General features: G+C 72.3%; 14 protein-coding genes and 1 pseudogene. 4 read left to right on the forward strand and 11 right to left on the reverse strand.

The annotated features are described in order from the left end of the window. From tmk to TR46_RS24320, 5 genes are all read right to left on the reverse strand, one after another. A partial coding sequence (gene tmk, locus TR46_RS24300) for a dTMP kinase (RefSeq protein ID WP_052433066.1) occupies positions 1-2,631 on the reverse strand: 2,631 nt, incomplete at its 3' end. A gap of 148 nt (positions 2,632-2,779) precedes the next feature. Next, positions 2,780-5,653: a type I DNA topoisomerase gene (gene topA, locus TR46_RS24305; protein WP_042404870.1), complete on the reverse strand. Its 2,874-nt coding sequence runs from the start codon at positions 5,651-5,653 to the stop codon at positions 2,780-2,782. Between the two features lie 557 nt (positions 5,654-6,210). Beyond that, positions 6,211-6,630 carry a DUF3592 domain-containing protein gene (locus TR46_RS24310; protein ID WP_042404872.1) on the reverse strand — a complete coding sequence of 140 codons (420 nt, stop codon included), beginning with the start codon at positions 6,628-6,630 and terminating at the stop codon, positions 6,211-6,213. Positions 6,631-6,747: 117 nt separating this feature from the next. Further along, a complete protein-coding gene (locus TR46_RS24315) occupies positions 6,748-8,403 on the reverse strand; it encodes a DUF7059 domain-containing protein (protein WP_439654386.1) in 1,656 nt (551 codons plus the stop codon). Between the two features lie 25 nt (positions 8,404-8,428). Continuing rightward, positions 8,429-9,142 carry a hypothetical protein gene (locus tag TR46_RS24320; protein ID WP_052433067.1) on the reverse strand — a complete coding sequence of 238 codons (714 nt, stop codon included), beginning with the start codon at positions 9,140-9,142 and terminating at the stop codon, positions 8,429-8,431. Between the two features lie 236 nt (positions 9,143-9,378). Between TR46_RS24320 and TR46_RS24325 the strand changes: the two genes are divergently transcribed. Next, a complete protein-coding gene (locus tag TR46_RS24325; RefSeq protein ID WP_042404875.1) occupies positions 9,379-10,257 on the forward strand; it encodes an alpha/beta fold hydrolase in 879 nt (292 codons plus the stop codon). 157 nt (positions 10,258-10,414) lie between these two features. Here TR46_RS24325 and TR46_RS24330 read toward each other — a convergent pair whose 3' ends face one another. From TR46_RS24330 to bldG, 3 genes are all read right to left on the reverse strand, one after another. Continuing rightward, positions 10,415-12,826 (reverse strand): sodium-translocating pyrophosphatase, encoded by a 2,412-nt coding sequence (locus TR46_RS24330; protein ID WP_042404877.1) that lies wholly within the window; start codon positions 12,824-12,826, stop codon positions 10,415-10,417. A gap of 317 nt (positions 12,827-13,143) precedes the next feature. Next, positions 13,144-13,581, reverse strand: coding sequence for an ATP-binding protein (locus TR46_RS24335; RefSeq protein ID WP_042404880.1), 438 nt, complete (start codon positions 13,579-13,581; stop codon positions 13,144-13,146). 143 nt (positions 13,582-13,724) lie between these two features. Further along, positions 13,725-14,066 carry an anti-sigma factor antagonist BldG gene (gene bldG, locus TR46_RS24340; protein WP_030253930.1) on the reverse strand — a complete coding sequence of 114 codons (342 nt, stop codon included), beginning with the start codon at positions 14,064-14,066 and terminating at the stop codon, positions 13,725-13,727. A 203-nt stretch (positions 14,067-14,269) separates the two neighbouring features. On the opposite strand from bldG, the gene TR46_RS24345 reads away from it, so the two are divergent. Then, positions 14,270-16,705, forward strand: a complete 2,436-nt coding sequence (locus TR46_RS24345) for a DEAD/DEAH box helicase (protein ID WP_084718881.1) — start codon at positions 14,270-14,272, stop codon at positions 16,703-16,705. Between the two features lie 62 nt (positions 16,706-16,767). Here TR46_RS24345 and TR46_RS45375 read toward each other — a convergent pair. From TR46_RS45375 to TR46_RS44520, 3 genes and pseudogenes are all read right to left on the reverse strand, one after another. Further along, positions 16,768-17,121: pseudogene (locus tag TR46_RS45375) on the reverse strand (Rv3654c family TadE-like protein); the annotation flags it as partial. Continuing rightward, positions 17,118-17,537: a TadE family type IV pilus minor pilin gene (locus TR46_RS24350; RefSeq protein WP_042404883.1), complete on the reverse strand. Its 420-nt coding sequence runs from the start codon at positions 17,535-17,537 to the stop codon at positions 17,118-17,120. The pseudogene TR46_RS45375 and the gene TR46_RS24350, both read right to left, overlap by 4 nt. Continuing rightward, positions 17,527-17,619 carry a DUF4244 domain-containing protein gene (locus tag TR46_RS44520; protein WP_369406007.1) on the reverse strand — a complete coding sequence of 31 codons (93 nt, stop codon included), beginning with the start codon at positions 17,617-17,619 and terminating at the stop codon, positions 17,527-17,529. Before TR46_RS44520 ends, TR46_RS24350 begins: the two co-directional genes overlap by 11 nt. A gap of 21 nt (positions 17,620-17,640) precedes the next feature. On the opposite strand from TR46_RS44520, the gene TR46_RS24355 reads away from it, so the two are divergent. Both TR46_RS24355 and TR46_RS38280 read left to right on the forward strand, forming a co-directional pair. Then, on the forward strand, positions 17,641-19,230 hold the full coding sequence (locus tag TR46_RS24355) for a recombinase family protein (protein ID WP_084718882.1): 1,590 nt from the start codon (positions 17,641-17,643) through the stop codon (positions 19,228-19,230). A 1,008-nt stretch (positions 19,231-20,238) separates the two neighbouring features. Beyond that, positions 20,239-21,231 carry a helix-turn-helix domain-containing protein gene (locus tag TR46_RS38280; protein ID WP_052433068.1) on the forward strand — a complete coding sequence of 331 codons (993 nt, stop codon included), beginning with the start codon at positions 20,239-20,241 and terminating at the stop codon, positions 21,229-21,231. Positions 21,232-21,364 lie beyond the last annotated feature (133 nt).

Below are 21,364 nucleotides of genomic sequence, written 5' to 3' on the forward strand. Positions count from 1 at the left end.
CTCCGCCCCCCGCGCCTCAGCCGCTGCCGCCGCTTCGGCGGCCGCAGCCGCCTCGGCCGCCAGCCGGGCCTCCTCCGCACGGCGCAGCGCGTCCTCCGCGCGGCGGCGCTCGTCGGCGCGGCGCGCCTCCCGCTGGCGCTCCAGCTCGGCCAGCCGGGCCGCCTCGGCCTCGATCCGGCGACGCTCCCGCGCCTCCGCCTCGCGGCGCTCGGCGTCCTCGGCAGCCCTGCGCGCCGCTTCCGCCTCGGCCTGCTTGCGGGCCTCCTCGGCGGCGAGCCGCGCGGCCTCGGCGGCCTTGCGGTCCTCCTCGGCCTGCCGGGCCTTCTCCTTCTCCTCCTCCTCCAGGCGCAGCCGTTCCAGCAGCGCCTGCTTCTCCCGCTCCGCCTTCTCGGCCTCGGCCTTCAGCCGGGCCTCCTCGGCCAGCCTGCGCTCCTCGGCCTCCCGGGCCAGCCGCTCCTGCTCGGCGCGGGCGGCCCGCTCCTGCTCGGACAGCGGCAGCTCCCGGTCCAGCCGGTGCCGGATCGCGGTGGTGACCGCGGCCGGCGACTGCGCGGCGTTGACCACCAGGTAGCGGACCGGGTCCGCGGCGGCCAGCGCCAGGAACCCCGAGCGCACCCGGGCGTGGAAGTCCTCGGGCTCGGACTCCAGCCGGTCCAGCGCCTCGGTGAAGCGGTCGCGCGCCGCGGCCGGGTCCAGGTCCAGCAGCACCGTCAGATCGGGGACCAGTCCGTCGGTGGCCCAGCGGGAGATCCTGGCGACCTCGCTGCCGGAAAGGTCGCGTCCGGCGCCCTGGTAGGCGGCGGAGGAGTCCATGTAACGGTCCGTTATGACGACGGCGCCGCGCTCCAGCGCCGGACGGATCACCGTGTCGACGTGCTCGGCCCGGTCAGCCGCGTAGAGCAGGGCCTCGGCGCGGTGCGAGATGCCGGTGTTGCCGACGTCCAGCAGCATGGCGCGGAGCCGCTGGCCGATGGCGCTGCCGCCGGGCTCGCGGGTGACCACGACCTCGTGGCCCTTGCTGCGGATCCACTCGGCCAGGGCCTGCGCCTGGGTGGACTTGCCGGCCCCGTCGCCGCCCTCCAGGGCGATGAAGTAGCCGGTGCCGGCCCGGTGCGGGACCGTCCTGGGACCGCCGCGCAGGCCGTCCCAGACGTCCCGGCTGAGCGAGGCGGTGGCCCGGCGGTCGTCGGTGCGCAGGAACAGCACCACGGAGAAGACCAGCAGCAGCAGGCCGACGACGGCGAGCGCCAGGCCCGCGCCGCCGTGGTCGAAGTCGACCGAGCCGGCGGTCTGCCGCCCGAACGCCGCCGCGACCAGCGGGCCGACCAGCAGGCCCGCCGCGGCGGCGACCCGGATCATCGCCTGCAGGTGCTCGGCGACCAGCGGCTGCCGGGACTCCTCGGTCTCCAGGTCGAGCAGCACCCGGCCGGTGCGGACGGCGACGCCGGCGGCGAGTCCGGCCAGGCTCACCAGCAGCAGCGCCAGCACGAAGTCCGGCACCAGACCGGCCAGCAGCAGCGCCAGCGCGGCGGTGCCCAGCGCCAGCGGCAGCAGCCTGCGGCGGCCCAGCACCGGCAGCACCGAGGCGGCGAGGTGAACGCCGAGGGCCGGCATCGCCCCGGCCGCGAGCACCAGCAGGCCCATCCCGACCGGCCCGGCGGCGAGGTCGTAGGCGTGCGGCAGGGCGACGCCGATGACCGACGCCATCGCGGCGACGGCTCCGGCGACGGAGAAGCTGAACAGCACCGAACTCCCGGTGCGGCCGGGCTGACCGGGACGGCCGCCCTGGCTGTCCGCCGGGGCGCGGAGCGACGCCAGCGGGGAGCGCGGCGCGCTCGACCCGGCCGGGACGCCCGGCAGTTCCTCCAGGTAGAGCAGCACCGCGGCGGCGATCAGGAAGCCCGCGGCACCGAACGCCGAGACGGTGCCGACGTGGTCGGCGAGCCAGTCGCCGCCGGAGGCGAGGCCGTTCTCGATCAGGCTGAACCCGGCCAGCGCGGCAGCGCCCAGCGGCAGCGCCGAATAGCCGGTCCGCCGGTCGATGTGACGCAGCACCGGGCCCTGGTCCGCGACCGGGACGCCGGGCGCCGCGGACGGCAGCAGCCGACCGGCCACCGCCCCGCGCGCGACGGCGCCGACCCGCTCCGCGGCCCCCAGCACAAAGGCGGTGACGACCAGCCAGATCGCCGCCGTGGAATGGACCCACACGGTCCAGAACGGTGCGACGCCGATCAGCACGGCGGCCAGCACGTCCGCACCGAACATGCTCCAGCGCCGGTCCGCCTTGTCCAGCAGCCGGTGCACCGGCTCCAGCAGCAGCACCCCGACGACCAGCGACGCCAGCAGCCGGGCGGCCAGCACGGCGGCGATCCCCAGCAGCGCGTGCCGGTAGACCTGCTCGGACGAGGACCCGGTCACCGCGACCCGGACCACGAGCACCAGCAGGACCAGCAGGGCCAACCGGTCGCCGACCGCGCCCAGCAGCTGCGTTCGCCACAGCCGCTGGAACGGGCGCACCCGCAGCAGCGCCCCGGCCCGCTCGGCCGGGCTCCCGCCGGGGACGAAGGTGAGCGGCGCTGTCACGACTGGTTCGATCGGCTGCTCCGCACTGGGCTGTTCCGCACTGGTCATAGCCGCCAGCCTATCCGGAGGGCCGGACACCGAACGGACGTCCACGGTAAGTGCACGCGGTCATGACACATCTGTGACCACAGCAGTACGCAGCAGAGCGGCCCCGTCCCACCTGGACCGGGGCCGCCCTGTTCCGCGACTTCCGCACCTACTCCGCCGAGGCGGCGGCCTTCTTCGCCGGGGCCTTCTTGGCCGCGGCGCTCGCGCTCTTGGCCGCGGTCGCGGTCTTGGCGGCCGTCTTGGCCGCCGTCGTCTTGGCGGCGGTCTTCTTCACCGTCGTCGTCTTCTTGGCCGCCGCCTTCTTCGCGGGGGCCTTCTTCGCCGGGGCCTTCTTGGCGGTCTTCTTCACCGGGCCCTTGGCGCGCTTCTCGGCCAGCAGCTCGTAGCCGCGCTCCGGGGTGATCTCCTCGACGCTGTCGTCGCGGCGCAGCGTCGCATTGGTCTCCCCGTCGGTGACGTACGCGCCGAAGCGACCGTCCTTGACCACCACCGGACGCTCGCTGACCGGGTCCACGCCCAGCTCCTTGAGCGGCGGCTTGGCGGCGGCCCGTCCGCGCGCCTTGGGCTGGGCGTAGATCGCCAGCGCCTCCTCCAGGGTCACCGTGAACATCTGCTCCTCGCTCGTAAGGGAGCGGGAATCGGTGCCCTTCTTGAGGTACGGGCCGTAGCGGCCGTTCTGCGCGGTGATCTCCACACCCTCGGCGTCGGTGCCGACCACCCGGGGCAGTCCGAAGACCTTGAGCGCGTCCTCCAGGGTGACCGTGTCCAGGTTCATCGTGGACAGCAGCGACTGGGTGCGCGGCTTCACCGCGTTCTTACCGGTCTTCGGCGTGCCCTCGGGCAGCACCTCGGTGAAGTACGGTCCGTAGCGGCCGTCCTTGGCGACGATCTCGTTGCCGCTGACCGGGTCCTTGCCCAGTTCGCGCACGCCGCTGGGCTTGGCCAGCAGCTCCTCGGCCAGCTCGACGGTGAGCTCGTCGGGGGCCAGCTCGTCGGGGACGTCGGCGCGCTGCTCGCCGCGCTCCACGTACGGGCCGTAGCGGCCGACGCGCAGCATGATGCCGCTGTCCTCGACCGGGAAGGAGCTGATCTCCCTGGCGTCGATCGCGCCCAGGTCGGTGACCAGTTCCTTGAGGCCGCCGAGGTGGTCGCCGTCGCCGTTGCCCGCGTCGGCCGCGGAGGCGGCCGCGGCGCCCTCGGCCGCGGCGCCGTAGTAGAAGCGGCGCAGCCAGGGCACGGACTCGCCCTCGCCGCGGGCGATGCCGTCGAGGTCGTTCTCCATCTTCGCGGTGAAGTCGTAGTCGACCAGCCGGCCGAAGTGCTCCTCCAGCAGCCGGACCACGGCCAGCGCCAGGAACGACGGCACCAGCGCCGTCCCCTTCTTGAAGACGTAGCGCCGGGCCACGATGGTGTCGATGATCGCGGCGTAGGTGGAGGGACGGCCGATCTCGCGGTCCTCCAGCTCCTTGATCAGCGAGGCCTCGGTGAAGCGGGCCGGCGGCTTGGTGGCGTGGCCGTCGAGGTCGATCTCCTCGGCGCTGAGCGCGTCGCCCTCGGCGACCGGCGGCAGCCGGCGCTCGCGGTCGTCCAGCTCGGCGTCCGGGTCGTCGCGGCCCTCGACATAGGCCTTGAGGAAGCCGTGGAAGGTGATGATCTTGCCGGTCGCGGAGAACTCCGCGTCACGGCCGTCGCTGGAGGTGCCGGCCACCTTGACGGTGACCGACTGGCCGACCGCGTCCTTCATCTGCGAGGCGACGGTGCGCATCCAGATCAGCTCGTAGAGCCGGAACTCGTCGCCGCGCAGCCCGGTCTCGGCCGGGGTGCGGAAGCGGTCGCCGGAGGGGCGGATCGCCTCGTGCGCCTCCTGGGCGTTCTTGACCTTGCCGCTGTAGACCCGGGGCACGTCCGGGAGGTACTCGCGGCCGTAGAGCTGCTCGACCTGGGCCCGGGCGGCGCCGATCGCCGTCTCCGACAGCGTGGTCGAGTCGGTACGCATATAGGTGATGAAGCCGTTCTCGTACAGCTTCTGCGCCACGTCCATGGCCCGCTTGGCGCCGAAGCCCAGCTTGCGCCCGGCCTCCTGCTGCATGGTGGTGGTGCGGAACGGCGCGTACGGGGAGCGGCGGTACGGCTTGGCCTCGACGCTGCGGACCCGGAAGGCGGTGTCCGCCAGGGCGGCGGCCAGGGCACGGGCGTTCTCCTCGTCCAGGTGCAGCACCTGGGCCTGCGCGGAGGCGGCCTTCAGCTGCCCCAGCGAGTCGAAGTCGCGGCCGGAGGCGACCCGGCGGCCGTCCACGGCGGAGAGCCGGGCGCCGAAGGTGCCGGGGTCGCCCTGGGCGCCCTTGCCGGCATCCGAGAGGTCGGTGCCGAAGACGGCGGTGAGGTCCCAGTAGGAGGCCGAGCGGAAGGCGATCCGCTCGCGCTCGCGCTCCACGACCAGACGGGTCGCCACGGACTGGACCCGGCCCGCCGAGAGCTTCGGCATGACCTTCTTCCAGAGCACCGGGGAGACCTCGTAGCCGTACAGGCGGTCGAGGATGCGGCGCGTCTCCTGGGCGTCGACCAGGCGCTGGTTCAGCTCGCGCGGGTTGTTGACGGCGGCCTGGATGGCGTCCTTGGTGATCTCGTGGAACACCATGCGGTGCACCGGCACCTTGGGGCGCAGCACTTCCTGGAGGTGCCAGGCGATGGCCTCCCCCTCGCGGTCCTCATCGGTGGCGAGGAAGAGTTCGTCGGCGTCCTTCAGCAGCGACTTGAGCTTGGCGACCTGGGACTTCTTGTCGGCGTTGACGACGTAGATGGGCTCGAAGTCGTGCTCGACGTCGATGCCGAGCCGGCGCACCTCGCCGGTGTAGCCGTCCGGCACCTCTGCGGCCGTGCCGGGGAGGTCGCGGATGTGCCCGACACTCGCCTCGACCACATATCCGGGGCCGAGATAGCCCTTGATCGTCTTCGCCTTGGCCGGCGACTCGACAATCACGAGTCGCTGACCTTCGCGTGCGGTCTCGCTGGTCGGGGACACCTTCGCTCTTCTCTCCCGGTCGAGTGGGGATGCTGGGGCCGCTCGCGTCGATGAAGCCCTGAGAGCGGAGTGTGACCGCACTCAGGTCCCCCTTGTCAAACGGACGAATCCCGATTTGTTGCCTGCGACGTCCGACCGCCGCCCATCGAACGGTAACCCGACGGCATGGGTTCCCGCCGTGCAGATCACCGCCAAAGGCTGGCCGAAAGGGGCCCGCGGCGGTTCATCAGCAGTTCAGAACGCCTGGTCGGCGCCGTTCCGGCGGCCCGGCCGCGCTGTCAGCGAACCACACCGAGGTGATCGCCGACGGACAGACCGGACAAGCCGGATGATAGGACTGCGGCAGCACGGCGTGTCGGACAGGGGTCCACCTTCGGCGTGTTCTGCGGCCATCCGGCTGCACACGGGCGGGCCGATCTGGTACTCCGACCTGCCCGGGAGGCCGCCCGGACCGCCGCCCCGACCGCCGATCGAACCGCTGCCCGGACCGCTGCCCCCTGACCGCGAAGGAGCACTGCGCACTGTCGGAACTGCTCTCGAACACTGTTGGAAGGCCGCTAGAACGCCCCGCCGAGCAGAGCCGCCCCGCAACCGACGAAGGCCAGCCCCAGCAGCAGCCAGAAGACGTCGCTGCGGGACTGCCCGGTGCCCTCCACCGCGACCAGTCCCGGACGGGCCGGGTCGTAGGAGACCGGCACCAGGGTGTCGACGGCCAGTCCGCCGGTCCTGCGGATGGTGGTCCAGCCGCGCGGGCGGGCCACCACCTCGCCATGGCCCTCGACCGTGTAGCCGAGCACCGGCGAGGTGTCGGCGTGGTCGGCGGCCGCGTCCGGGTCGGGCAGAACTCTGGCCATCCCGGGGACACCGCTGCGCCGCAGCCGGCGGCGGGCGCGGACCTCGCCGGCGCACCAGACGAGGACCCCGGCGCCGAACAGGGCGAACCACGCCCCGGTGAACTCGCTCAGTGGAGTACCCACGCAGCTTCCCGCCCCGCCCGCCGATAGTCGGATCGTCCGACCGTCACCCTGGCAGGGGTCAGGCAACGCAGGGCGCACCTCCGGCGTACGCGGGGCGACGCCGGGGTGAACGGAGGGTCAGCCGTACAGGCCGCCGGCGGCGTGGACCGGCTCCAGGAAGCCCTGCTCGACCAGCATCCGGATCTGCTCCGGGGTGCGGTCGCGCAGCAGCACCGGGTCCTCCTCGATCAGGGCGGCGATGGCGTCCAGGATCTCCCCGGCCGTCAGTTCGCCGTCGCAGACGCCGACGAAGCCGGCCCCCACCGTGTCGACCTTGGTGGCCCGGCGCATGCCCCGGTTCTGACGCAGGATCACATGCTCGGGGTGCTCCGCGCCCGGGGCGCCGACCTGCTCCTGGACCACCTCCTCGGTGAGCCGGTAGCGGGTCGCCAGCAGGGCGGCGTCGTCCTGGGCGCGCAGGAAGTCCTGGCGGGTGAACCACGCCTCGATGTGCGGGCCGAGCGGCTGCTCCACGGGGTGCGGCCACTCCTCCAGGTGCAGGATCGGCGGACGTTCCGACTCGCCCTGGACCGGTTTGCGCAGGGTGATCCAGCCGAAGCCGACCCCTTCGACCTTGGCCGCCTCGAAGGCGTCCAGCCACTCGCCGTAGCGGGCGTCGTAGTCCTCCCGGGATCCGCGGTGGTCGCCGCCGTCGCGCAGCCACAGCTCGGCGTACTGGTTGACGTCCTGGACCTCGCGCTGCACCACCCAGGCGTCGCAGCCGGTCCCGGCGACCCAGCCGGACACCCGCTCGCGCCAGTCCTCGCCGCGCACGTGCTGCCAGTTGGCGAGCAGCTGGCAGTAGCCGCCGGGCTCCAGGTACTGCCCGGCCCCGGCGACCAGGCTGTGGCACAGCCCGTCCCCGGCCATGCCGCCGTCGCGGTAGGTGAACCGCCCGGCCGGGGAGATCACGAACGGCGGGTTGGACACGATCAGGTCGAAGGTCTTGCCCTCCGCGGGCTCGAAGAGGCTGCCCCGGCGGGTGCCGACCTGGGTCAGTCCGGACAGCGCCATGGTCAGCGCGGTGAAGTGCAGCGCACGGGGGTTGACGTCGGTGGCGAGCACCTGGGCGCTGTGCCGGGCGGCGTGCAGGGCCTGCACGCCCGAGCCCGTGCCCAGGTCGAGCACCCGGCGCACGGGACGGCGCACGGTGATGTTCGCCAGCGTGGTGGACGCGCCGCCCACGCCCAGCACCAGCTCGGAGCGGGGCACCTCGCCGCGGTCGCCTTCGGCCCCGGAGCCGGCCGAGTCGCCGGCGGCGCCCGAGGCGCCCGCGCCGATGCCGCCGGCCCCGCCGACGGAGCAGCCCAGGTCGGAGACGATCCAGGCGTCGCCGGCACCGCCGACGTCCTCCTGCCCGGCGACCTCCGCGGCGTAGGGGCGGACATCGACGGTGGCGCCGACCTCGTCGTCGCCGGTGCGCACCAGCCAGCCGCCGGCCAGGCAGTCCTCGACCGGCAGCGCGGCCGCGGCCGCCCGGTACGGCACCGGGCGCTGCAGCAGGAACAGCCGCAGCAGGGTCTCCCTGGCGCTGCCGCCCCCGGTGACCCGCAGTGCGGGCACGGTCTCGCTGCGGGCGAGCGCGGAGTACGCGGCGGCGCCGAGCAGGTCCAGACAGCCGTCGGCGGTGAAATCGGCGGCGAGAAACGCCGTACGGAGCCGGGCCGCGAGCCCGGGGTCGTACGCGGGGCGCAAAGCAGCGGCACTGGTGCTGGTACTGGTACTGGTCGTCACAGCGACATTGTCCCCCGCGGCGCGGTCAGTGGGCCGATGCGGACGCCGACGGGTCGGTGGACTTCGAGGCGGAGGACGACTTCGACGCTGAGGGCGACTTGGGCGGGGCCGAAGCGGACGTGCCTGCGCCGGCGCCGGTGGAGGGCGCCGACGACACGGACGGGTCCCCGGCGGCAGCCGAGCTCGCGGACGTCGCGCTGACGCTCTTGCACCCCGGCTGCTTGGCCAGCGCGGTCCCCATGTCACCGGTCTGCAGCTTGGTCAGCGCGCCGGTGGACAGCTCGGCGAGCTGCTGCACCTGGTCGCTCACCCCCTTCAGCCCGGCGGCGAACTTGGCCTGGTCACCCGAGGGCAGGGCCTGCACGGTCTGCTGCACCTTGGTGTAGCCGCCGGCCGCCTGGTTCAGCTCGGTGACCGCGTCCGCCTGGGTCTGCGCGCCGTTGTCGGCCGCCGGCGCCCCGGCCTGCTGAACGGTCTGGGCGATCCTGGTGTTGGCGGTGGCCAGCGAGCCGAGGTCGGCGGCCAGCCGGGTCTGCAGGTCCTTGGGGGACTCCCCGGTCTTGACCGCCCCGATGTCGGCGATCGCGGTGTTCGACTGCTGGACCGGGGTCTGCAGCCCGGTGCAGACGGTCTTCGCCCAGGCGTCCAGCTTGGCCCCGTTGCCGCTGCTGCAGCCGGCGGCGCCCAACGCGAGCAGGGCGGCGGGGGCCGCGAGCCTCAGCCACTTCTTCGTCACCACGGGGTCCTCTCCATCACACGGGTCCTTGGGAACCTACACGGCGGACGCACGAGCACCGCGGGGCGGAGGTCATTTGTGGAGATTTGATGGGGAGTTGGGACTCGGCTGCCGGACGGCTGGGAACGCTGGCACTGCCCGCACCCTGTCGATCCGCGGAGTACCGGGCTACCGTACCGACCAGTCGGTCTGCCGATGGCCGCACTGCCAGCCCCGCCGAGCATCCGGAGGTCGGATCCATGCCCCGTACCGCTGCCAACTCCCAGGGCGTCGAGATCGAGTACGACGCCTTCGGCTCCCCCGACGACCCCGTCCTGCTGCTGGTCATGGGCCTCGGGGCGCAGCTGACCGGCTGGCGGGAGGGGTTCTGCGAGACGCTCGCCGCACGCGGCTTCCGGGTCGTCCGCTTCGACAACCGGGACGCCGGGCTGTCCACCTTCATGGACGCGGGGCCCCAGCCGGACCTGAAGGCGATCCTGCACGGCGACCCCTCCAGCGCGCCCTATCTGCTCGCCGACATGGCGCTGGACGCGCTCTCGCTGCTGGACGCGCTCGGGGTGGACCGGGCGCATGCGGTCGGGGCCTCGATGGGCGGGATGATCGTGCAGCAGCTCGCGATCGACCACCCGGAGCGGGTGCTCAGCCTCTGCTCGATCATGTCCCGCCCCGGCGACCGGGCCAGCGGCAACTCCACCCCCGAGGCGGGCGGAGTGCTGATGCGGGAGCGGCCCGCGGACCGGGAGCAGGCGATTGCGGCCGGGGTGGCCGCCTCGCAGGTCATCGGTTCCCCCGGCTACCCGGACGACCCGGAGGAGCTGCGGGAACGGGTCGCCGCGGCACTCGACCGGCAGAGCCGGTCGGACGGCTTCGGGCGGCAGTTCGCGGCGATCGTCGCCTCGCCGGACCGGACCCCCGGGTTGCGCGGTGTGGATCTGCCGACGCTGGTGGTCCATGGCGCGGACGATCCATTGATCGACCGTAGCGGCGGCGAGGCCACGGCCAAGGCCGTGCCCGGGGCGGAGCTGCTGGTGATACCGGGCATGGGGCACAGCCTGCCGGAGGCCTTGTGGGCGGGGGTCGCTGACGCCATCGCCGCCAACGCCCGGAGGGCGGGGTGATCTGACGGAGCTCGAGCGCGGACCGTAGTGGGCTGGTCGCGCGGTTCCCCGCGCCCCTATGGGTCCGCAACTGGCCCAGTTGCACTACCCCAGGGGCGCGGGGAACCGCGTGACAAGCCGGCTACGGTCCGCAGCCGAAGACCCGTCAGAACCGGTGTCAGCTGACGGCCGAGGGGTCCCCCTGTTTGACCACGGTGACCGGCGTCTCGACCGGCTCCGCGCCGACGGCGATTCCGCGTCGCTTGGAGATCCAGACCGCGGTGACGATCACGGCGAGGCACAACACCGCGATACCCACCCGCAGGCCGACATTGGCGTCGGCGCCGAAGCTGAACTTCACGATCGCCGGGGCGATCAGCAGTGAGACCAGGTTCATCACCTTGAGCAGCGGGTTGATGGCCGGGCCCGCCGTGTCCTTGAAGGGGTCGCCGACCGTGTCGCCGATGATGGTGGCCTCGTGGGCGTCGCTGCCCTTGCCGCCGTGGTTGCCCTCCTCCACCAGCTTCTTGGCGTTGTCCCAGGCCCCGCCCGAGTTGGCGAGGAAGATCGCCATCAGGGTGCCCGCGCCGATCGCGCCGGCCAGGTAGGAGCCGAGCGTGCCGACGCCCAGCAGGAAGCCGACCGCGATCGGGGCCAGCACCGCCAGCAGGCCGGGGGTGGCCAGCTCGCGCAGGGCGTCCCGGGTGCAGATGTCCACGACCCGCCCGTACTCCGGGAGTTCGGTGCCCTCCATGATCCCGGGCTTGGTCCGGAACTGCTCCCGCACCTCGAAGACCACCGAACCGGCCGAACGCGAGACCGCGTTGATGGCCAGGCCCGAGAAGAGGAACACCACTGCCGCCCCGAGCAGCAGACCGACCAGGTTGTTGGGCTGGGAGATGTCCAGACTGAGGCTCAGCCCGTGGGCCGCGGGCCCGACTTGTGCCTCGGCGGTGGCGATGGCGTCGGTGTAGGAACCGAACAGCGCCGTCGCCGCCAGCACGGCGGTGGCGATGGCGATGCCCTTGGTGATGGCCTTGGTGGTGTTGCCGACCGCGTCCAGCTCGGTGAGCACCTGGGCGCCGGCGCCGGAGACGTCGCCCGACATCTCGGCGATGCCCTGGGCGTTGTCCGAGACCGGGCCGAAGGTGTCCATGGCCACGATCACGCCGACGGTGGTCAGCAGTCCGGTTCCGGCCAGGGCGACCGCGAACAGGGCCAGGATCAGCGAGCCGCCGCCGAGCAGGTACGCCCCGTACACGGCCGCGCCGATGACGACGGCGGAGTAGACGGCGGACTCCAGGCCGAGCGAGATGCCGGACAGCACGACCGTCGCGGGGCCGGTCAGCGAGCTCTTGCCGACGTCGACGACGGGACGCCGGTTGGTCTCGGTGAAGTATCCGGTGAGCTGCTGGATCACGGCGGCCAGGACGATGCCGATGGCGACCGCGGCCAGGGCGAACACCCTGGGGTTGCCGCTGTGCGAGCTGATCGCGTCGGGGACGCCCTTGAGGGCGCTGAAGCGGCCCGGCAGGAAGGCGAAGACCGCGGCCACCACCAGCACCAGCGAGAAGGCGGCGGAGATGAAGAAGCCACGGTTGATGGCGGTCATGCCGCTGCGGTCCCGGCTGCGCGGGGAGACCGCGAAGATGCCGAGCACCGCGGTGATCACCCCGATGGCGGGGACGACCAGCGGGAAGGCCAGCCCGTCGTCGCCGAAGGCGGCCTTGCCCAGGATCAGCGCGGCGACCAGGGTGACCGCATAGGACTCGAACAGGTCGGCGGCCATGCCGGCGCAGTCGCCGACGTTGTCGCCCACGTTGTCGGCGATGGTGGCGGCGTTGCGCGGGTCGTCCTCCGGGATGCCCTGCTCCACCTTGCCGACCAGGTCGGCGCCGACGTCGGCGGCCTTGGTGAAGATGCCGCCGCCGACACGCATGAACATGGCCAGCAGGGCGGCGCCGAAGCCGAAGCCCTCCAGCACCTTGGCGGCGTTCTCCTTGTAGATCAGCACCACCAGGGAGGCCCCGAACAGGCCCAGACCCACGGTGATCATGCCGACCACGCCACCGGTGCGGAAGGCGATCCGCATGCCCCGGTGCGAGACGGCTCTGATGTCGGGCTCGCTGTCGTCGCCCTCGGCCGGGGTGGCGGCACGGGCGGCGGCGGCGACGCGGACGTTGGCGCGCACCGCGAGTCGCATGCCGATGTAGCCGGTCAGCGCCGAGAAGCCGGCTCCGACCAGGAAGAAGACGGAGCGTCCGATGCGCTGCGTCCAGTTGTCGGCGGGCAGCAGGAGCAGCAGGAACACCACCGCCCCGGCGAACACCCCCAGGGTGCGGAACTGCCGTGCCAGGTAGGCGTTGGCGCCCTCCTGCACGGCGGCGGCGATGCGCTTCATGGACTCGGTGCCCTCGTCGGCGGCCAGGACCTGACGGACCAGCAGCCAGGCCACCCCGAGGGCGGCCAGGGCGATGACTGCGACGACGATCACGGTGGTACGGCCGTCGCCGGTGAGCACGGCCGAGACCGTTGCGGGGGCGGCGGACAGTGCGCTCGATGGAGCACCGGAGAAAAAGAGCCCGGCCATTCGTCCTCCTTGACGTCTGGCTCGTGCGCCGGGCAGTGCTGTGGCGACAGGTTGGTCCACTCGGCGCGCGGGCGAGGTGGGGCCGTGTCTCTCCGACGGTGTTTCCGTGATGCGTGGTGGTACTTGTTGCAGACACGGCAGGCCGCGATTCTAGGAATCGCGGCCTGATCAAAACAGGGTGCGCGCAGCATTCAGCGCGGAATGGTACGGGAGTGAACGGGTGGGGCTGCTGAGGCAGCGTCAGGACCCTGCGTCAGCGCAGCACGTCAGGGCAGCGCGTCAGGGGGTCGCGTCAAGGCAGCACGTCGGGGCGCACCTCAAGGCAGTACCGGGTGGACGGCGACCGGCCAGCTCATCCGGACCACACCGCCGTTCTCGTCGCTGCCGATGTCCAGGTCGTCGACCAGGCCGCTGATGACGGCCAGTCCCATCGCGGCCTCGGCGGCGTCCTCGCCGGACGCCCCGTCGATCGCTCGGGAGGAGCCGTTCTCCGTCCCGGCCGTGCCGGGGACCCCGTCACCGACCTCGATCAGGAACCGCTTCTCCTGTTCGACGAGCGTCACCCGAACGGCGTCGTCGATCCCGCTGCGCCGGTGCAGTCCGACCGCGCGCGAGCATGCTTCGCCCACGGCGAGGCGGACCTCGTCGAGGACGGACTCGTCCACTCCGGCCCGACGGGCAACGGCGGCGGCGACGAGCCGCGCGGTCCGTACATGCTCCGGCAGGGCGCTGAATCGGAGTTCGACGGTGGCCATGGCTGTATCCCCCTCGAAGGATCGTGTCGGCGTGTTGTCGACACTGGCCCTGTCCGGGCCGGCCCGGGGTCCGCGAGGGACCCCGGGAAGTCGCGACGGACCAGGCCGATGGCGGCCTGTGACCTCCGGTGCGAACCGGTGGATCAGTCGGTCGCGGCTACGGCCTCGTCCACGGAACTGTGGATGGGGAACACCTTGGTGAGCCCGGTGATGCGGAAAATCTTGAGGATGCGCTCCTGGTTGCAGACCAGACGGAGCGAACCCTCATGGGCGCGTACCCGCTTGAGCCCTCCGACGAGGACACCGAGCCCGGTCGAGTCCAGGAAGTCCACGCCTTCCATGTCCACGATCAGGTGGTAGTGACCCTCGTTGACGAGCTCGACGAGCTGCTCACGCAGCTTCGGCGCGGTGTACACATCGATCTCGCCCCCCACCTCGACGACCGTGCGGTCGCCAACGGTACGGGTCGACAGGGACAGGTCCACGGAACCTCCAGCACCTTGCTCTCACAGCATCACGCCCCACCGGGACGGGGGACGCACTGCAGCGAACGCATCGTTGCGATTCTTGGCCGACGGAGGGGCAGGCGCCCCGATGAACGGCCGCGATGGCATTCAACCACTTACGACCAGCGCAGCACGACGCCTTGAGGCGAATCTCCACCGGTGTGATGACAGACTGACTGCCGATGAAGCCGCTTCCGGACCCGCCCGCGGCCGTTCTCGACAGGCTCACAGGAGCCCGAGGACGGCAAGATCGGCTCACTCATACGGAGCACCTGCCCGCCCGCCCCGCCCGCTATGCGGACTGGCCGCCAGAAATTCGTCCGGAAATCGCCGCTGCCGTCGAGACCGCCGGAATCGCCCGACCCTGGACACATCAGGCAGAAGCGGCGAGTCTGGCCATCAGCGGACAAAATGTGGTAATCGCCACAGGAACCGCCTCCGGCAAGTCGCTGGCCTACCTCGCCCCGGTCCTCAGCACCCTGCTGGAGGGCACCGAGGCCTCCAACGGCCGCGGGGCCACGTGCCTGTACCTGTCCCCGACCAAAGCGCTTGCCGCCGACCAGTTGCGCCGTCTGGGCGAGCTGCGCAAGGCCGGCGACGGCGCGCTGGACCTGCTGCGGGCCGCCGCCTACGACGGGGACACCCCGTTCCAGGAGCGGGAGTGGGTCCGCCAGTACGCCTCGCTGGTGCTGACCAACCCGGACATGCTGCACCGGGGCATACTCCCGGCCCACACCCGCTGGGCCTCCTTCCTGCGGGCGCTGCGCTATGTGGTGGTCGACGAGTGCCACACCTACCGGGGCGTCTTCGGCTCCCATGTGGCCCAGGTGCTGCGCCGACTGCGCCGGCTCTGCGCCCGCTACGGCAGCGAACCGGTGTTCCTGCTGGCCTCGGCCACCGCGGCCGACCCCGGTCGGACCGCCGGGAGGCTCACCGGCCTGCCGGTCGCCGAGGTCACCGAGGACGGCTCGCCGCGCGGCGAGACCGTCTTCGCCCTCTGGGAGCCGCCGCTCACCGAAATGCAGGGCGAGCAGGGCGCCCCGGTCCGCCGCTCGGCCACCGCCGAGGCCGCCGACCTGCTCACCGACCTGGTCCTGGACCAGGTCCGCAGCGTGGCCTTCGTCCGCTCGCGCCGGGGGGCCGAACTGGTGTCGGTGATCGCCCAGGAACGCCTGGCCGAGGCCGCCGGACACCGCACCGCCCGCCGGGTGGCCGCCTACCGGGGCGGCTACCTGCCGGAGGAGCGCCGGGCGCTGGAACGCGCCCTGCACTCCGGCGAACTGCTCGGCCTGGCCGCCACCAGCGCCCTGGAGCTGGGTGTGGACGTGGCCGGGCTGGACGCCGTGCTGCTGGCCGGCTACCCGGGCACCAGGGCCTCGCTGTGGCAGCAGGCCGGACGGGCGGGCCGGGCCGGCCAGGGCGCGCTGGCGGTACTGATCGCCCGCGACGACCCGCTGGACACCTACCTGGTGCACCACCCCGACTCGCTGTTCCGCCAGCCGGTCGAGTCGACCGTGTTGGACCCCGACAACCCCCATGTGCTCGCGCCGCACCTGTGCGCGGCGGCCGCCGAGCTGCCGCTGACCGACGCCGACCTGGAGCTCTTCGGCCCGTCCACCGCGCCGCTGCTGCCGCAACTGGAGCGCCGCGGGCTGCTGCGCAGACGGCCCGGCGGATACTTCTGGACCCGGCGGGAGCGGGCCGCCGACGCGGTCGACATCCGCGGCGGCGGCGGGGACCCGGTGCGGATCGTGGAGGCCGACACCGGGCGGCTGCTCGGCACCGTGGACGCCGGATCGGCGCACACCTCCGTGCACACCGGCGCCGTCCACCTGCACCAGGGCCGCACCTACCGGGTCCGTGAGCTGGACCTGGAGGACTCGGTGGCCCTGGTCGAGGAGGCCGACCCGCCGTACTCCACCGTCGCCAGGGACACCACCTCGATCCGGGTGCTGGAGACCGACCGGGAGGTCGCCTGGGGCGAGGCGGTGCTCTGCTTCGGCTCGGTCGAGGTCACCAACCAGGTCGTCTCCTTCCTGAAGCGCAGGCTGATCACCGGCGAGGTCCTCGGCGAGACCAAGCTGGACCTGCCGCCGCGGACGCTGCGCACCCGCGCCGTCTGGTGGTGCGTGACGGAGGGTCAACTGGAGGACGCCGAGCTGCTCCCGGAGGAGCTGCCGGGCTCCGCCCATGCCGCCGAGCACGCCTCGATCGGGCTGCTGCCGCTGTTCGCCACCTGCGACCGCTGGGACATCGGCGGCGTCTCGGTGCCGCTGCACCCCGACACCGGGCTGCCCACCGTCTTCGTATACGACGGCCACCCGGGCGGCGCGGGCTTCGCCGAACGCGGCTTCCAGCGGGCCGGGGAGTGGCTGGGCGCCACCCTGGCCGCGATCACCGCCTGCGAGTGCGAGCGCGGCTGCCCGTCCTGTATCCAGTCGCCCAAGTGCGGCAACGGCAACGACCCGCTGGACAAGGGCGGCGCGATCCGGCTGCTGCGGCTGCTGCTCGCCGGGAACCCCGCGGGGGAATCCGCTGAGGAATCAGCGGGGGATCCCGCTGGGGAATCAGCTGCGGAATCCGCCGGGAGGACGGTGCCAGGGGCCGAGTCGATGTAGACCGGACCGGCCCTGGCCCGGCCCCGGGCTGCGGGCAGGCCGGGGAACAGGCCTCCGGCCATCGGGACCTCGACGGAGACCTCGACCGCGTCCTCCCCCGCGTCGCTCTGCAGCGCGCAGCCGAGCATCCGGGCGTGCTGGGCGGCGGCGATCCTGGCAGCCTCGGAGCAGGCCGCCGCGGGCTGCCAGAGCAGCTGCCCGGCCGCAGCCAGCGCCGCCAGGTCCGCTGCTGCTCCGGCCCGGTGGCGCGCGGTGGCGGCGGCCCCGAGGCCGAGCGCCCCCGTGAACACGCAGCCGCCCAGCGTGAGCAGCGCGACCAGCCAGATCGAAGCCGACCCGGCGTCAGAACGCCGACCCGGCCACCGACACCGATGCAGACACCATCGCGGACGCGGACCGCGACCCGGGGCCGTCATCGGGCGCCCCCGTTCGCCGCGCCCGGTTCGCGGACGGCCGAGGCCGTGGCTGCGACGTCCACCGCCAGCAGACCGCCGAGGCCGCCCGGGGCCCGGGCGGTGGCCGAGACTCGCACGCTGACCGTGTCGCCGCCCTCGCTGACCGAGACCGACGCGCCCAAGGGGCCGGCGTTGCGGGCGACGTCCAGCACCCGGCCCTGCGGATCGCCCCTGGCCGCGGCCCGCGCCGCCTCCCTGGCCGCGTCCACGCAGCGCAGTTGCGCCGCGCCGACCAGCACGCCCCACACCAGCACCCCGGTGAGCAGCACCAGCACCGGCAGGGCCACCGCGGTCTCCGCCGTGACGAAGCCGCCGTCCCCGCCGCCGGTACCGACCTCGGGCCCGGCGCCGTCCGCCGCGCCGCGCTCAGACCGCACCGAGGGCTCGCCTGATCAGGCCCTGCAGCGCCGACGAGACCGCCCCGCTCGTCACGACCTTGTAGAGCAGCGCGCTAAGCACCCCTAGAAGTACGCTACCTGCGTGTTCACCCTTGAGACCGCCCAGCGCCGCTTGCGCGCAGGCGCATACGTTCGAATATCTAGCGACCCCTTCGAGACCGAGAAGGGCGTCGGCCGCCAGCGCGAGGACGTCCTCGTCAAGGCCGAGGGCCTCGACTGGGACGTGGTCGAGTTCTACGAGGAGAACGACACCAGCGCTTACAAGAAGCGTCGCATACGACTGCCCGACGGCCGAAGCGTCTGGCGGGTCATCCGACCCGAGTTTCGCCGGATGCTGGCCGACTACGAAGACGGCAAGATCGACGCCATCATCGTCTACGACCTTGACCGCCTGGCCCGCCAGAACCGGGACCTCGAAGACCTGATCGACCTGGTCGAACACTTCCAGCGCCCTGTGCAGGGGGTCACAGGCGGCCTGGACCTGATGACCGACAGCGGCAAGGTCATGGCCCGCGTTCTCGTGGCGATGGCCAACAAGTCGAGCGCCGACACCGCCAGGCGCGTCTCTCGGCAACGACTGCAGGCTGCCCAGGATGGGCAGCTCCTGTCACCAGTGAGGGCATTCGGCTGGAAGCCCGACCGCCTGACCCTGGATCCGAAGGAGTCCGACCTCCTGAGGCGGGCTGCCCTGCGCTATCTTGCCGGGGAATCGTGGTCGACGGTGACCCGGATGATCGCCGATTCCGGGCTTCCTACGGTTCGTGGCGGACAGTGGCGGATCCGGACGGTGAAGTGCATGATCCTGTCTCCGCGCATCGCCGGACTGATGGTCTACACGGGCCAGGCGCGGCCCACCAGCAACCTGGCACCGGCAGGGACGGACGAGGCCCGCGCCATGCTCAAGGACCCCCGCGACATGGCACTGAAGACCGCCGAGGGCCAGTACGTCCAGGGCCGCTGGAAGCAGATCATCACCGTCGAACAGTGGGAATCCATCGTCGCGGAGTACGAGCAGCGCCGCGACGGCGTGGGCTTCTCCAGCTACAACACCCGCAAGCACCTCCTCTCCGGCCTGCTGCGGTGCGGCCAGACCCGAGCGGACGGCTCGCTGTGCCACACCGTCATGGTCGGCTCGGCCACGAAGAACCGAGCGGGGCAGTCCGTACCGATCTACCGATGCCCCGGCAAGATCCACGGCGGGTGCGGACGGAGTCAGCGCAACCTGGCCAAGTTGGACAAGCTGGTCGAGGACCTGCTGTTCCGCCACCTGGAGACCAACCGGCCGCAAGCCGGTGCAGGACTGGCACTCGCGGCCGACCCGATCGATCCCAGCCTGGACGACGTGCAGACGAGGATGAAGCAGCTGAACGAGGCTGTGGCCACGGGCGTGATCACCATGGACACCTTCCTCGCCGTGATCCCTGGGCTGGAGAAGCAGAAGAAGGAGCTCATCACCGTAAGGGCCCGGGCGTCCCGAAGCGAGGCGTCGCGCCACCGCAGGCTGCGCTCCCCAGAGGCCGTGCGTCGGGAGTGGGATGACGACGCCACCGTGGCCGGCCGCCGCGCCCTGCTCAGCCAGTACCTGCTAGCGGTCGTCGTCGGGAAGTCCCAGACCAAGGGGCCAGTGTTCGATCACGCCAGCATCACCCCTGCATGGAAGGGAGATAGTTGAGATGGTTTGCCCGCATATTAGGTCACAACATGGTAACGGTGTGAAGTAATCGGCCATTTCCGCTTGACAGAAGCCTCTCGACCCCCGCTAATGGAGCCTCCACTTGTCGCCCACCCGCAACACCCACCCCACTAGGATGCCCATGCCCCAACTGCGCCCGAACTCGGGCAACCAGGAGACCGCGTCACCGGCGGATGTCCTGGCAGATCAAGCTGCCCCAACGTGGGCAGGAACGGCCGCCAGCGGCCAACCTCTGAGAGCAGCCTAACTCTCAGCCGAAGGCCCTCCGCCTTCATGCTCATCGCTCCCTAGCGCGCGGACTCTTCCCCCTGGAGCGATTTCCCCACGCGACGTCGCCTCGCCAGCGATACCTCGCGTGTCTTTCCGGCCGCCAGCGGTCCCACCGCCGCTGCCCCGCGCCGTCACCTCACCCTGCCCCGGGGCTCGCCGCCGCCCCGCGCCCAAAAGGACTCCTCCACCTTTGAGCACCCCCTTCTCTCGCCGCCCCCTGTCCGCCCTCGACCCCCGACCGGTCACGCCTGACGTCTCCGCAGTCGAAGTGACCCAACGCAGGACCCCTACAGCGCTCCCCTCCGCCGACGCCAACGCCCAAGATGCCGCTCGCCACAGCATCGCCTCTACCCTCACCCGAGAGGAGTGGCTGGACCTGCACGTCTCGCGTGCTCCGAAGATCACCGTAGAGCAGTGGGAACGATCCTTGACCCTGCTGGGCGGCAGCCGCCAGGGCACAGCGGAGCGTGCAGCATGAGGCGCCCCGCACACATGCCAGCCCCGGTGACGTTCACGACCATATGCGCACCCTGCACCCGACGGCAGGCCGCTCACCATTGCCCGCCAAACGCTGAACTGACATGTGATCAGCGTCTCTCCAGTCGTGCCGGTTTCGCCCGCAGTTCGGTGGTAGCTTCCGTGGTCCACCCACTCAATAGGCGACCCCGCAGGTGTTCCACCACCCCGGGGTCCGGCACCCAGGAGCGCGAACTCCCGATGCACGTCCATCGTAGCCGCCATACGAGCGGCTTCACTATCCTGCCCAACCTTCTCCTGCAGGACCGGCGGCTGTCGTACACCGCCCGGGGTCTGCTGGCCGATCTGCTCTCGCGCCCTGAGGGGTGGCGGGAGGACGGCCGGCAGATGGCCGACTCCAGCTCGCAGGGCCGCACTGCGGTCCGCAAGGCGCTGCGCGAGCTGACGGATGCGGGTTACTACCGGGTGGTCAAGGTCCGTCGGGCCGACGGGACCTTTCTGAGCGAGATCCACGTCTACGACACCCCGCAGACCGGGGAGCAGGTGCCTCCGGCTGCCGTCGGTCCGGTCTCCGGTGGTGCGGCTGTCGATCTTGCTGGCGTCAACCCCGTAAAGGACCTGGGGAAAGAACCCTCCCTCCCCGCGCCGTCTCCCGAGGCCGCTCCGCCGCACAGCGGCGGCCCGACCGCCGAGGGGGAGGGCGGGAGGGCAGGAGCGGACCCGACAACTGACCGGCAGGCCCGTGGGCCTGCCGACGAGGCCACCAGCCCCGACCTCCCGGAGCCGGTGGCAGCAGCGGCGGAGGCGCTGCTGCGGGTGGTCAGGTCCGAGCCGCGCCTGCGGCTGGGCAGTATCGAGGCCCTGGCCCTGGCTCCGAAGGTCGCCGTGTGGCTGGAGCGAGGCTTTGGCGAGCGCGATCTCGCCCAGGCGCTGCTGACCGGGCTGCCCGACCGGGTCCACAGCGCTTCGGCGCTGCTGGGCGAGCGCCTGGTGCGCAAGCTGCCGCCTGTCCCGGCCCTGGTGCCCGCGTCCGGGCCTGCCGTACCACCGCTGACGGAGTGCCCGACCTGCGGCGTACCGCTGCGGCATGCGGGCATCTGCCGAGCCTGCGCGGGGCTGGGCACCCGCACGGTCGCGGTCGGTGGCGGCGAGGCTGTCGCCCGGCGCGGAGCCGCCCGCGTCCGCGCAGCCCTGCAACCCGCCGCCCGGCACCTGACCCCCAGCAGAGCCTGACCCCCGCAGGCCCACCGCCCGCGCCGACCTCCCCGATCCACCCGACGCCCCGGGGTGAATCGGCGACCCCGCACACCCCGAGCGCTCGGCCGCGCTCGCGACACGGCCTGCCCGCGCTGACACCCCCCCCCCC

Source organism: Streptacidiphilus carbonis (assembly GCF_000787775.1).
Lineage (GTDB): Bacteria > Actinomycetota > Actinomycetes > Streptomycetales > Streptomycetaceae > Streptacidiphilus > Streptacidiphilus carbonis.